This is a genomic window from Weissella halotolerans DSM 20190 (genome assembly GCF_000420365.1).
Lineage (GTDB): Bacteria > Bacillota > Bacilli > Lactobacillales > Lactobacillaceae > Weissella > Weissella halotolerans.
This window is the reverse complement of record NZ_ATUU01000001.1, coordinates 101171-114084: the sequence shown is the minus strand read 5'-3', so window position 1 is coordinate 114084 and position 12914 is coordinate 101171. Positions and strand designations below refer to the sequence as shown.

Annotated in this window: 12 protein-coding genes; 2 read left to right on the top strand and 10 right to left on the bottom strand. The window is 42.3% G+C overall.

Features of this window, described 5'->3' with window-relative positions:
- The first annotated feature begins 16 nt into the window (after positions 1-16).
- On the top strand, positions 17-646 hold the full coding sequence (locus tag G414_RS0100575) for a TetR/AcrR family transcriptional regulator (RefSeq protein ID WP_022790917.1): 630 nt from the start codon (positions 17-19) through the stop codon (positions 644-646).
- Between the two features lie 53 nt (positions 647-699).
- Positions 700-1593 carry a YitT family protein gene (locus G414_RS0100570; protein WP_022790916.1) on the top strand — a complete coding sequence of 298 codons (894 nt, stop codon included), beginning with the start codon at positions 700-702 and terminating at the stop codon, positions 1591-1593.
- A gap of 122 nt (positions 1594-1715) precedes the next feature.
- Here G414_RS0100570 and G414_RS0100565 read toward each other — a convergent pair whose 3' ends face one another.
- The 10 genes from G414_RS0100565 to dnaI all read right to left on the bottom strand — a co-directional run bounded on the left by G414_RS0100565 (position 1716) and on the right by dnaI (position 12913).
- Positions 1716-2051 (bottom strand): thioredoxin family protein, encoded by a 336-nt coding sequence (locus G414_RS0100565; protein WP_022790915.1) that lies wholly within the window; start codon positions 2049-2051, stop codon positions 1716-1718.
- Between the two features lie 95 nt (positions 2052-2146).
- The gene (yidC, locus tag G414_RS0100560) at positions 2147-3094 is read right to left on the bottom strand and encodes a membrane protein insertase YidC (protein ID WP_022790914.1); all 948 of its coding nucleotides are present in this window, start codon (positions 3092-3094) and stop codon (positions 2147-2149) included.
- Positions 3095-3235: 141 nt separating this feature from the next.
- Positions 3236-4723 (bottom strand): glutamate/gamma-aminobutyrate family transporter YjeM, encoded by a 1488-nt coding sequence (gene yjeM, locus G414_RS0100555; protein ID WP_022790913.1) that lies wholly within the window; start codon positions 4721-4723, stop codon positions 3236-3238.
- Between the two features lie 254 nt (positions 4724-4977).
- Positions 4978-6222 (bottom strand): cytosine deaminase, encoded by a 1245-nt coding sequence (codA, locus tag G414_RS0100550; protein ID WP_027694460.1) that lies wholly within the window; start codon positions 6220-6222, stop codon positions 4978-4980.
- Between the two features lie 4 nt (positions 6223-6226).
- The gene (locus G414_RS0100545) at positions 6227-7591 is read right to left on the bottom strand and encodes a cytosine permease (RefSeq protein ID WP_027694459.1); all 1365 of its coding nucleotides are present in this window, start codon (positions 7589-7591) and stop codon (positions 6227-6229) included.
- A 174-nt stretch (positions 7592-7765) separates the two neighbouring features.
- Positions 7766-9247: a sensor histidine kinase gene (locus G414_RS0100540; protein ID WP_022790911.1), complete on the bottom strand. Its 1482-nt coding sequence runs from the start codon at positions 9245-9247 to the stop codon at positions 7766-7768.
- A 15-nt stretch (positions 9248-9262) separates the two neighbouring features.
- The gene (locus G414_RS0100535) at positions 9263-9952 is read right to left on the bottom strand and encodes a response regulator transcription factor (protein WP_022790910.1); all 690 of its coding nucleotides are present in this window, start codon (positions 9950-9952) and stop codon (positions 9263-9265) included.
- Between the two features lie 117 nt (positions 9953-10069).
- Entirely contained in the window at positions 10070-10831 is a 762-nt protein-coding gene (locus tag G414_RS0100530) for a YibE/F family protein (protein WP_022790909.1), read from the bottom strand.
- A 1-nt stretch (position 10832) separates the two neighbouring features.
- A complete protein-coding gene (locus tag G414_RS0100525; RefSeq protein ID WP_022790908.1) occupies positions 10833-11948 on the bottom strand; it encodes a YibE/F family protein in 1116 nt (371 codons plus the stop codon).
- A complete protein-coding gene (gene dnaI, locus G414_RS0100520) occupies positions 11945-12913 on the bottom strand; it encodes a primosomal protein DnaI (protein WP_022790907.1) in 969 nt (322 codons plus the stop codon). Before dnaI ends, G414_RS0100525 begins: the two co-directional genes overlap by 4 nt.
- Between the last annotated feature and the right edge of the window lies 1 nt (position 12914).

The window sequence follows — 12914 nt, the reverse complement described above, 5'->3', positions numbered from 1 at the left end:
AAATGAAAGGTAAAGGATGATAAATCTGTCTTTTAATTTACCTTACCAGGTTCGTTCTATCCCTAAGCCATATTATGATAGTCATGTTATGAAAAATATGTTAACTGAAAGCATCCGCCAACAGACGGATGATCAAATTATTGATGCCACGCTAACTTTGTTACAAAGCCAATCTTATGACCAACTAGCAGTAACAGAAATTACTCGCTTGGCAGGCGTGTCACGGATGGCTTTTTATCGCCATTTTGGTACAAAAGAAGCGGTTATCAATGCCATTGTCGCCCAATTAACGCAGGACTTTCAAGCTGAAGCTAAAGCTTTACCCCTAGATAGTGCGGCCATTGCCCGTGCTTTCTTTGGTTTTATTCAGGTAAATGGAACCGCTATTGCTGTTTTGCTTAATGCAGGCCTACGTGAACAATTTTATCCACCTCTACGCGATATCTTACACGATCTTTATGTCCAGCTCTTTAGCCAGGCACGCCAAAATTCAGCCGGTCCATCCATTGATTACGTTGCTGACTTTACTGCATCAGGAATGTTGGCATTAGCCATTCGTTGGATTGCAACCGGTCTTCATGAATCAATTGACGACATGACCGCTATCGCTAGTGAGATGACGGATGCACAACATGCTAGTCTCTAAACGAAGAGACTTAGCTGGCCTCAACTGCTTTATAAGGTAAAGGAGGTTCAAGCATGTCTGAGCCACGAGCAGCTGGCCAAACTGAAACCATTCAGTGGTCACATCTTCTTATTTTTTGCCTTGGGACTGCCATTTATGGCTGGGCAATCGTCAACATTAATATCCCTAACAATCTAGCTGAAGGTGGGATGTCAGGAATCACCCTGATTCTACGAGCACTTTTCCAGTTCAATCCCGCCTACTCTACCTTGATTCTAAACCTTCCCCTTTTTGCGCTGGGGTTACGCATTCTTGGTCGGCGCGCACTTATTTATACTATCTTTGGTACCCTTGCCCTATCCTTTTGGCTATGGTTATGGCAGTTATATCCCATGCACCTTGACCTACATCATGACATGCTAATTTCAGCCTTGTTGGCCGGCTTTTTCGGAGGACTAGGTTCCGGTATTATCTATCGTTATGGGGGTACAACAGGCGGTAGCGACATTATCGCACGAATTGTTGAACAACGCTTCGCTATCCCTATGGGACGAACTCTCTTCATGCTAGATTTACTTGTGTTGATTGCTTCCTTAGTCTATATCGACCTAAATCAAATGATGTATACCGTCATTGCAGCCTTTGTTTTTTCACAAATGGTTAATTATACCCAAAAGGGAGGTTACAGTGCGCGCGCCTTTTTAATTCTTTCTGAACATAGCGAACAAATTTCGCAAGCTATTCTCTTAGAATTAGAACGGGGAACCACATTACTACAAGGCGAAGGCGGCTATACCCATACACCTAAAACCTTAATCTATGTCGTAGTTGATCCCTCTGAAATGAACACCCTACAAGCGATTATTCATCGTATAGACGCTCAAGCCTTTGTTACCGTCCTAGACACAACGCAAACCCTAGGAGAAGGGTTTAGTTATGCTAAGGCTAAACGACCGACCCTATTTTAATTTACAAATGAATCATTGTCCCCTGCGATGATGCTAGTTTGACCTTATTAAAAAACCCCCAATGTGGCCAAAAACCACGTTGGGGGTTTAACTATACACTTATATGATAAGTCATAAACTACTTATAGTTCTTGTGCTAACCAGGCTTGAACAGCTTGAGGTGCTAAACGCTCACCATTACCAATGTGTGCCTTTTGCTGTCCTTGGTCAAAAAGAATAAAGGCTGGAATACCACGCAAACCCTGTTCCTTAGCAAATTCAATATTTGCATCACGATCAGCATCAATCCAAAAAGCACCCTTTTGTTCCGCTAATTGGCGAAGTTCTTTAACAAATGGTTTAATTGCCTTACAATCACCACACCAATCGGCCTGTAAAAAGACAATCACCTTAGGATGGTCCTGAATAGCTGCTTGCAACTGGGCATCAGTATGCTTACTTGGTTGATAAAATTCCATTTCTCTTCTCCTTCTTGGTCAGATACAGTTCTGAATGCATTAACTCTAACATTGGCACTAACTTTTTACAAGTGTTCTACAGGCTTTTGGTAAGGTTACCCTTGTTTACCTGCATTCTGCTTACGATTCCGTTCTCGCAAAGCCTGTTCATCCAAGGCACTTGAACTAGGTGTCACATCCTTACGATCAGCACCAGGCTGTTGCTTTTGCGCACTTTTTAGGGCATTGGCAATAGCGCCTGTCTGGGCCGTTGTCAAATTACCCGCCAGGGCATCATCAACTACATCTTTCACCTCGAAGGTTTCAAAGACACGCCGCCGGATGCTTGGCCGCCACAAGGTAATAATGACCTGTTGCAAAATCATCACGATGGCCCCTGCAAAGAAGTATAAGGCAATTCCCCCATTGGTAACCATCGTCATAAAGAACATCATGACTGGCATAACATACATCATCATGCTCATAGATTTCTTTTGTTCTTCAGGAATACCAATCATGGATAAGTAAGCCTGAACGCCGTAGGCCAGCGCGGTCCCCAAAGCTAAAATCATACTCTTATCAGCTAAGGAAATCCCAAAGAAGGTAGCACTAGCTAGGTCCTTTGACGCCCGAATAGCATCGTAAAGACCAATAAATATTGGCCATTGAATAATAATGGTCGAAAAATTCATCCCACCTAACATTGATACACCATTTTCACGATAAATGGCCATCATTGCTTGTGATGCACGCATTTGCTCTTCTTGCGTTTTAGCCTGCTTTTGGGCTTCTTGCACCTTTTTTAATTGTGGTTGTAACAGGCGCATCTTCTCTTGCTGAACCGTTGCTGCATGCTGTTGTTGGACCATCATGGGCATTAGAATTAAACGCACGCCCAAGGTCAAAATGATAATTGACCAACCGACGGCGTTTTGCCCGCCAATGACCTCTTCAGACCAGGTCATAAAGTCGGTTAAGGGACCTTGCAAAATATTTAAGTTCCCCGTAAATACCATCACCAAAAGAATTACTAATAAGAGTGGCGTTAAGCCTTTAATTTTCATAAGTTCTATTCCTTACCTACCTTTAAATTTATCCTTTATTATAACATAGTCCGCAAAGTGCTTTCCAAAAACGGAAAAGAACCCCACGGACTTAATTATTTTACATCTTATAGCTTAAAACCATATAAAAACCCTGGATAATCACTGTAACTTTCCATGCTTATGCTCCGCATGCGCATATAAGGCCCAGGCTAGTAGAGCAAAGAAAACAGGGCCAATAATCGTCCAAAAGGCATTGAAATAATCACCATTGATAATTAATGGCAACACGGTCATTACCATTGACGTCACAATCAATAGCTCAACAATTGCCGACACCAACCAAGTAGCCCTCATTGTTTTAAAGAAAACAAAGGGACGCTTAACATCTGTTAATTTTTTAAAGATGGGAAAGGCAGCCACTAAGAAGACATAAGGCAAAGTTGACGAAACATTACCCATATTAGTTAAAATCAAATAAAGCTGTTTAGCGTTTTGACCACCAAATGAAATTGCTAAGACAAAGGTTACCACCAGCAGTGCTTGTAGCCAAACGGCAACTGTGGGTACCCCTGCCTTGTTTAAACGGCGTACTGAACTAGGCCAGATTTCTTTAGGCGATCCTAAAATGAAGGACTTTAATGGTGAATACGTTAAGACAAAGAAAGAGCCAACATAGGCCATAAACATGCCTAAGCCCGCAAACCGCGCAAACCACTGTCCTAAGATAGTAGCCGATGTGGCCGACAATCCTAAGGTATGGCCTAGTGAAAAGCCAAGATTATGCATTAGTACATACGTAATATTACCTAAATTGGCAGCTGGCATGTTGGCAAGTTTTAACCAATTGGTTGTTGCCCCCCAAAGTAATATGGATGCTGCATAGCCAATTCCAATGACCGTGGTTGCAATCAGAGCTGCCTTAGGATACGTCTTTTCAGGATCCTTAATATCGGTCATCAAGCCACCCATCTGTTCCAAGCCAGCATAAGCAAAGACAGCATAGAGGGCAAAGGAAATCATCTGCATTGGGGATTGAAAAGCTGGATTTTGTGGCACAATGAAGGACTTAGCGTGTATGGGTTCAGCAAACTGCCCGTGATTAGCAATCACAACCACTACTGATACGACCAATAAAATAACATTTAGGGCCATAACAAACATTCCACCCAGCGAGGAAATCTTTGAGATGGAGTCAACACCCTTGGTGACAAATAAAGCAACCACAAGCACAAAGAGCGCGGCTAATAGTCCAACAGTCTGGGTACTAGTCAACCCTAAAAATGACCAGGATTGCGTCGTGTCATGACCGGCAAAAACTGTAGAAAAGGGAATCCACACCTTTTGTGAAATGGAAATCATCCAAACAACCCAAGCAGCAAGACCGATAAAGGTTGCAATAAAGGCTGTCTTTTTCCCCAACGACCGTTCCATCCAAGAATATATGCCTCCTTTGGCTTCATTAAAAGAAGAACCAAACTCAGCATACATCATGGATGTTGGAAGAAAGAAGAAAAACGCACCTAAAATATACCAAATAATGGCTGCATACCCCATTTGCATAAAGGCAACTGGTCCATTGGCAAAACCAAAGATTGTGGTAAACATCATCATGACCAGGGCACCCAGGCCAATCTTTTTCTGATTCATCGTATACTCCTTGTAGGTATAAAAACTGGTGCATCTTATAAAAATGCGATTTTACTAATAAATATCCAGTTGTAAGTATACACGTCAGAAAGGGTCCTCTCAATTAAATCAGGAATTTTCTATACTTAATTAATACTTTTGCCAGGTTTTTTTCATGTTTCACAGCAAATTCTCACTTAGCGGCGTTTGGGTCAAGCTTACCTAAACTAAATGCCAGACTCTGGCCTCATTGCGTTTGGTAGCCCAGTCAAGTTCTATCGAAGGGTTAAGAAAGTCTCACCTTTGGCCGGGCGATTTTTAACCAAAATATGGCCCTTTCTAATTGAGTAGAGCAGCGTGGCCCGTTCATTCAGGACGTCATAAAAATTCTGAGCATCGTAAACCAAGAAACTGGCTGGCTTACCAACTTCAATTCCATACTCGTCAGCCACATGTAAGGTTTTAGCTCCGTTTCGACCAATGAGCTGATAAGATTCAAGAATATCATGATACCCCATCATTCCAGTCGCCAAGAGCCCAACATAAAGTACGTCTAGCATATTACCATCACCCATGGGGTACCAAGGATCTTTTACATCGTCTTCTCCAAAGGAGACATTAATATGATGTTCAAGTAATTCTTTAACCCGCGTGAGACCACGTCGCTTTGGATAGGTATCAAAGCGGCCACCTAAGTGCATATTAACTAAGGGGTTGGCAACCATATTAATTTTTGCCATTTCTAATAGTCGCATCAAGTTATAGGCATAAGCATCACTGACTGCGGCCAAGGATACCGTATGGCTAGCAGTAACCCGTTCTTTAAGCCCCGATTCATATGCAAGGGTTGCTAAAACTTCTAAATTACGTGCATTGGGATCATCAATTTCATCGCAGTGCACGTCCACTAATTTGTCGTATCGTTGTGCTAAGTCCATTAAGAAAATTAGCGAGTCCCGACCATAAAAACGGTTAAATTCATAATGTGGAATCCCACCAATTGCATCGACGCCCATCTTAGCTGCCTCTTCCATAAGCTCTTTCCCCTTTGGAAAGGACAAAATTCCCTCTTGCGGAAAGGCTACCAATTGAAGGTCAATGAAATCTGCCACCTCATCACGTACCTCTAATAAGGCTTGCAAAGCCGTAAAACTTGGATCAGTCGTATCAACATGACTTCTGACATATTGAATACCGTGCTGGGCTTGCTTTTTTAAAGTTTGAATTGCGCGCGTTTTTACATCTGCTGTCGATAGTGTTTGCTTACGATCAGACCAAATTCTAATCCCGTCAAATAAAGTCCCCGACTCATTCCATTCTGGTTGACCGGCTGTTAAAGTCGAATCAAGGTGTACATGTGAATCAACGAAGGGTGGAATCACCAACTTACCGGTCAACTCTAAGACCTCTTCACCTGGTTTTGGTTCCAACCCTTGGTCAATTTGTGTAATGGTGCCATCCTGAATGCGGATATCCTTTTGCTCTTGGTCATTTTCAATATATACCTGTTTAATTAACATTGTTTTAGTCAACCGATCCTTTCTTGAGCACCCTTGTCATAACCATATACAAACATCCAGTAATCACCATCACAATGAAGGTTGCTCCTGTGGTAGCTTGAATCTGGGGTATTCGTGCTAACCCTAAGTATAACCCTATTCCTAGTAACCAAAGTACAAATACCGGCCAATTAACTCCTTTATAATACCAAAACGGACCATTAACCCTTGAAAAGGCACTCGTTGGATAATCCCCCCTAGCTACTAAGAAATAATCAACTAAGATAATCGCAATAATCGGCCCTAAAAACATGCCAATGTAGTCCAAGAATTGAGTAAAGACAGCCAAAAAACTACCATTTATTAAGGGAATAAAGGTAAAGACCATCGAAATTATGGTGACAATGACAAGCGACCGCCGCAAGCTCATCTTAGGGAGCATATTATTAAGTGCTGATCCAGCTGCCTGTAGATTAACTGCATTAGCGGTCATACTAGTTAGCACAATGACAATCATCGCAACCATTCCTAAACCCAGTTCGTTTGCTACGGTACTAGGATCAGAATTATTTGGATTATAGATTCCCGTGGTTAAAGCCACACTAATGGTGGTACATAGTCCAATGGCTGCAAAGCTGAGTACCCCTGTTAAGGCCCCTAAAAAGGATGCTGTCGTCGCGCCAGTTTTTGTCTTAGCAAAACGCGAAAAATCGGCCGCACTGGTTACCCAAGCCAGGTTAAAGGCAGCTAAGCTGTCAATGGCCAGCCCAAATGGCATGCGATCTTTAAGTGGGACTACCCATTTTGCTAAGGCTGCAAAAGAGACATGTTGGAAGACCACCACAGTCTCCCACACGACAAAAACCATGACTAGTCCGATTCCCAGGCGCTCAATTAGGCGAATCGACCCCTGCCCAGTAACAATACTTAATAAATGCAAAATACTCATTACTAGAATGCCCACTATCAGGCCCTTATTCCCACCTGGTGTTCCATAAATTGGCCAAGCAAACAGGGAGTTAAATATATAAGACAGGGAGGTCGCCGCAATAAAGGTATTAACTGCTGTCCATCCCATAAACATTATAAAGTTCACCAAGGATGGTACAATACTGCCACGAATACCAAAGGTTGCTCGGGTCAACGTGGTCGTTGACAAACCAGTTTTATAGCCCATGTAGCCTACCAATCCTAAAAAGACATAGGAAATTACCGAGGCAATGACTAGGGCCCAAAGACCTCCAATCAAGCCACATGCAGCAATAATACCACCAATGAACCAGGTTCCATTATTAGCATTTGCCCCGAACCAGGTTGCAAACATATCCCAGGCATTCATATTTCGTTTATCACGCCCAATGGCCGTAACAAAAGCTTTCACGTTTTGCATGTCCCCTCCAAAAACCGAATATTATTTAAAATCTTACTAATTTTATCAGTTAATTAGTTTCTGTCAAGTCAAGGTTTGGCGTCAAATTTTGTCAGCCCTAGGTCAACTCGATAACATCAAGCAAAATAAAAAGACTTGCCCTTCATGAAGGGCAAGTCTTTTTTTTGGAAATGGTTAATGCGTCGATGGCTCTTTTATCGGTAAGGTTATTCTAAAAATTGATCCCTGACCCAGCACTGATTCTAGTGTGATTTGACCACCATAGCCCTCAATTAATTTTTGCGCGATACTCAAACCTAGACCATTACCACCCTGCTTACGTGATCGCGCCTTATCCACGCGATAGAAGCGGTCAAATACTCTAGTAGCATCTTCTGGGCTAATGCCTTCACCAAAATCTTGAATAGCAATTTCAACCTTTTGCCCGCTCCTAGAACTGGCAAAGTGAATTTCTTTACGCTCTTGACTATACTTAATGGCATTATCCGACAAAATAATGAGAATCTGTTCCAAATGATCCCGGCTCATATTGACCCAAGTTGGTCCCTTCAAATCATCATCGATGACAAAGGTAAAGTCAGGGTAAATGAGCCGATAATTGTTAAATATCGCATTGACTAATTCTTTGACATCTGTGTTGCCATCCTTAAAGGTTAGCTCTACCTGATCAGCCCGTGTCAAATCGAGCATTTCTTGGATTAAGCCTTGCATTCTTTGCATTTCTTTTAAAGAGGCACTGATTGATTCGTTTAAGATTTTGGGATCATCCTTACCCCAGCGGTCCAATAGCTCCATATGGCCCTTGACAATAGCAACAGGAGTTCTTAGTTCATGCGACACATCCTCAACAAACTGTTGCTGCTGTTGGATAAAGCGCTGCATGCGGTCCAGCATCGTATTCAAAAGACGTGCTAGATCACTCAATTCATCTGGATGACTGGCCACTATTTTAACGCGGTCCGGTGAACTTGGATTCTCATGAAGATGGTTAGCTACCTGAGCCATAGCCTTTACGGGCCGTAAGAGAAAGTCTGCTAACCAGTAAGCCCACAGCCCTAAGGCCATAATACCTAATATCATTGAGACTAAAATAATTAGGTAAACCCGAGTAAAGGTTTTATGAAAATCAGTTAGATGATTTTCTACCAAAACGTAGCCCAGTAGGCGGTGTCGCTGATTAAAAATTGGCGCGCGTCCCACTAACCAGTCATTGTGACGTACATTTTCCAGCTGAATTGTCGGCTGATCAACAGACTTAAAGGGAGCGCCGTTGGCAACTTTAGGGTAAACTTGCTCACCCTGCCGATTAAAAATACGAACTGCGTAGTCATCTTTTGCAATCTCTTTGACCACAGGATCATCAACAAAGGCATTAAAATTGCGCGTGTCCGGTCGCAAGATTGCATTAATCTCATCAGAATGTAAAGAAGTTTCATCCAAGGGTTTAAACCGATTGGTCACTGTCTGCAGTGAGGTTCGTAAACTTTCCCGTTCAGTCTTTAACATCTGATTTGAAAAAGCCGTTACGATAAACCAGGCGAAGACAATGAACACTAAAAAGGCACCGAAACAAGCGCCAATCGTCCACTTCCATTTTAAGGAGATTGGTCGACCACGCGCGGTAATCAGTCCATCTGGTTCCTGCTCATTTCCCATATCCTGCCTCCAAACTTACTGGCGCATCACGTAACCTGTGCCACGAACCGTTTGAATGTAAGAAGCCCGTGAATCTGGCTGGTCAATTTTATTACGTAAGTAACGAATATAAACGTCAACGACATTGGTTTCAATATCGGCCTCGTAACCCCAGACCTTCTTTAATAACTCCTCACGCGACTGAACTACGTTGATATTTTCCATCAATATCAAAAGCAACTCATATTCGCGCTTAGTCAAATTGATGATTTCATTTCCCCGACGGGCAATGCGATTTTCCTTTTCGACCGTTAAATCCCGATAGCGAACAACACTTTGATGGGAACTGTGTTCTTCTGTTTCAATATCAATCCGACGTAGCAAGGCACGAACCCGAGCCAATAATTCTTCGATTGCAAATGGCTTAACCACATAATCATCGGCCCCATAATCCAAGCCTGATACCCGATCAATGACAGAGTCCCGGGCAGTCATCATAATAATGGGCGTATTCTTTTCCTCACGTAAGCGTCGGGCGACTTCTAATCCACTTAACTCAGGTAACATTAAATCTAAAAGAATCAAGTCATAATCATTCGCCAAAGCCTCATCAAGGCCGCTGCGTCCATTATCTTCTACATGGGCTTGATACCCCTCATGTTGTAACTCAAGCTCAACAAAACGAGCCAAATTTTCTTCATCTTCAATAACAAGTACATTGCTCATGTATCTTACCTATTACTTTCCAAAAGTTTTATCCAGTTATGGACTGTCATATCACTCTCATTTTAGCACAATTAACTTCATATTTGGCTAACTAGCAGCTTAACTTAGTAAAAGAAACTATTTAGTTGACTTAGATGAGCGCTCACGAAACTTATACCCTAAAACAGTGACTGGCAATACTAAAACAACCCCCAAAATAGCATAGAGCAAGGATAAAACGGTACTGGTAAATAACTTAGCGTTGATAATATCTGCCAAGGAATAGTGTAATTTCATAAAGAGGATGCCCAAGGCTAAAAAGTCAGCTAAAAAGCCAAAAAGGACTGTGTTGACTGCCGTACCAATAATTTGTCTTCCTAAATCCAGGGCGGCAGCAATGAGTCCTTGGTTAGTCAGGGTTTGTCCATGCCGATGCAAGGCCATTAGGCCAGTCGCCATCGCAACGGCTGCCTCAGCTACTGCACCCAAGGTTGCTAACAACGCAGCAGCATTTCCTAATTGTAAAAAAGGAATTCTAATCCCAAGTGACAAGCCCTCAAGTGCCTCTGAGCTTTCGACAGCAAAACCAAATGCCATCGCCTCTTTCCCCATTGGCACAATTAAAACTAAGAGACACAGCATGACCACAAAACTCGTCAATAAAGCTAAAGATGTTGTGTCCTCATCCCCACCAGTACTAACAACCGTAATCGTCAAAAGAATACTGGCGCCAATGAGCAAGACAGCGTACACATTAAAAGACAAGCTAATCAACGTGATCATGATGAAGAGCACGGCCACATTCAACCAAAGACTGATAAAGGCCCCGATTCCTTTAAGACCGCCAATGAGCGCCATCAAACTAAACAAAATAATCGTTAATGCTGCTGTAACCCCCATCCTAGTTCTCCTTTTGTTGTAACCACTTCAAGTGGCCATGGTCCAGCACTAAAAACCAACCGATTGATACCGGCACTGTTAGAACAATACCAATTGCACTGATTAAGGTTTGAATCATCCCAATTGATAAATTAGCAGTATAGGTAAAAGGCCAGCTATTACCATTTTGAAAGTATAAAACAGTCATTGGAATTTGCTCTGCAATAAAAATCAAAAATAAAACGTTATTCAAGGCACCAAAAATTTCCTGTCCTACTTGACGTCCAATCACCGCAAGTTGTTTTCGGTTTAAGTCCGGGTTTTCCTGTCGAACTGAATAAAGGGTAGTAGTGATATCGGTTGCTTCGTCCATCACCGCCCCTAAAACACCAATCACCGTCATCGCCATCAGGAGTTGGTATGGATCTTGACTGGTATATTCCATATGTTCAAAATAGATGCCCCGATTATTTAACAGGTTAAAAACTAGGGCGGCCAAGGCCAAGGTTAATAGGGTCGTCGTTAAAACAGCCGCAACAATTGTCCAGGTCCGCTCCTGTTTAAAGCCAAGCACTAGTCCCAGCGTCACAATCGTAGCTAGGGCACTGAAGAAACAAAACAGGTAAAAAAGATTAACGTTTGGAAAAAGACCGCTCAACCATAAAAAAAGGATAAATAGGCCAATATTGACCCCTAAAGAACACAGCGTTCGTTTAGCCCTAGGGCCTAAGACTAGAATTAAAATACCAGCAATTAAAACTAAGAATGGTACCCAGATACCATCTCGCTTAATCGTATCAATTTGCCAATGACCATGTTGACTTTGATTTAAAAATACCTGCTGGCCTTCCTTAACCGGTTGATTCATCCCTTGTGCTGCATCATAGTAGTTCGTCACTTTTAGCCTTGTCGGCTGCTGTCGATTTAATAAACGAAGGGTTACCGTTTGCTGATAAGTCTTAACCCGGTTTTTAAACTGGTCCACTTGACTCCCTGTTGCCTGGGTAGTTACCTGTGTAACTCGGCCAATGGGTTGTTTATAAAGGTTACTATTTACCTGAAAAAAAAGGGCAGTTAAGCCCGTAATGACTAGAATTAAAATAACATAAATCAGATTTTTGGTAGTCGACGTCCTCATAAGCGTTTATTTTCCCCATACATCCCAACCTCTGTCGAAAGGTACCGTATACGCTGCATAATCCGTTCGGCCTTCATTGGTTCATAACCATCCTTGGTGTTGGGCAAATGTTCTTTTTCTAGTTGCTCCATTGAAAAATTAGATGTAAAGAAGACTGGCAAATCGTTTTGCATGCGAAACTCTAAAATGACCCCTAAAATATCGTCTCGAATCCAAGGTGTTAGCGATTCTGCCCCCAAGTCATCTAGTACTAAAATTGGCACTGCTTTAATGGCGGTAATTTTATCCTGAATATTAACCGATTTATCACCTATGGAACTACGCATGTCAACTGCCAAACTTGGGAAATGAACTAAGGTGACCGGAACTTGTTCTAAAGCCAACTCATTAGCCAGAGCTCCCATAAGGTGGGTTTTACCAACGCCATAGGGACCATGAATATAGACCCCTTTATGAAATTGCTTTGGATCAGCTAAATATGCACTAATGAAGTCAATCACCGCAGTATAGGCTTTGATTCGGTCGGTATCGTCCATCGAAAAATCATCCAACTCTGCCCTTTTCACTAAGTTAGGCATATGAATTGTCGCAACTAAATTGGCTTGTTCCTTCATCTTTTGTGCTTGCAGTGTCGCTTTACTAGGCTGGTACAGAACCGTAATTCGCTGATCAATTAAGGCTAGGACAGGGTCATAGCCACGATGGACCGGGTCTCCTCCCTGTGTTGCAAGCTTTTTTTGACTATAAAATTCATATAGATTAGCAAAGTCACGTTCAATGACATCTTTGTTTAGTTGACTTTGATGATCTGCTAGAAAATGTTGGATGTCCGCATCTGCCAAGACCGTTTTTTTCAGTTTCGCATAACGCTCTGTTAATTGGTTACGCTGCATGGCTTCTGCCATAGTCTGACCTAAATTAAGCGTATCCGTCGGTTGCGTCCGGTTTTTATTTGCTTGATCCATG

Excerpts from the sequence above, each read along its gene's own strand:
- G414_RS0100575 (WP_022790917.1), top strand. The coding sequence starts at position 17 with ATGATAAATCTGTCTTTTAATTTACCTTACCAGGTTCGTTCTATCCCT.
- G414_RS0100570 (WP_022790916.1), top strand. The coding sequence starts at position 700 with ATGTCTGAGCCACGAGCAGCTGGCCAAACTGAAACCATTCAGTGGTCA.
- G414_RS0100565 (WP_022790915.1), bottom strand. The coding sequence starts at position 2,051 with ATGGAATTTTATCAACCAAGTAAGCATACTGATGCCCAGTTGCAAGCA.
- yidC (WP_022790914.1), bottom strand. The coding sequence starts at position 3,094 with ATGAAAATTAAAGGCTTAACGCCACTCTTATTAGTAATTCTTTTGGTG.
- yjeM (WP_022790913.1), bottom strand. The coding sequence starts at position 4,723 with ATGAATCAGAAAAAGATTGGCCTGGGTGCCCTGGTCATGATGATGTTT.
- codA (WP_027694460.1), bottom strand. The coding sequence starts at position 6,222 with ATGTTAATTAAACAGGTATATATTGAAAATGACCAAGAGCAAAAGGAT.
- G414_RS0100545 (WP_027694459.1), bottom strand. The coding sequence starts at position 7,591 with ATGCAAAACGTGAAAGCTTTTGTTACGGCCATTGGGCGTGATAAACGA.
- G414_RS0100540 (WP_022790911.1), bottom strand. The coding sequence starts at position 9,247 with ATGGGAAATGAGCAGGAACCAGATGGACTGATTACCGCGCGTGGTCGA.
- G414_RS0100535 (WP_022790910.1), bottom strand. The coding sequence starts at position 9,952 with ATGAGCAATGTACTTGTTATTGAAGATGAAGAAAATTTGGCTCGTTTT.
- G414_RS0100530 (WP_022790909.1), bottom strand. The coding sequence starts at position 10,831 with ATGGGGGTTACAGCAGCATTAACGATTATTTTGTTTAGTTTGATGGCG.
- G414_RS0100525 (WP_022790908.1), bottom strand. The coding sequence starts at position 11,948 with ATGAGGACGTCGACTACCAAAAATCTGATTTATGTTATTTTAATTCTA.
- dnaI (WP_022790907.1), bottom strand. The coding sequence starts at position 12,913 with ATGGATCAAGCAAATAAAAACCGGACGCAACCGACGGATACGCTTAAT.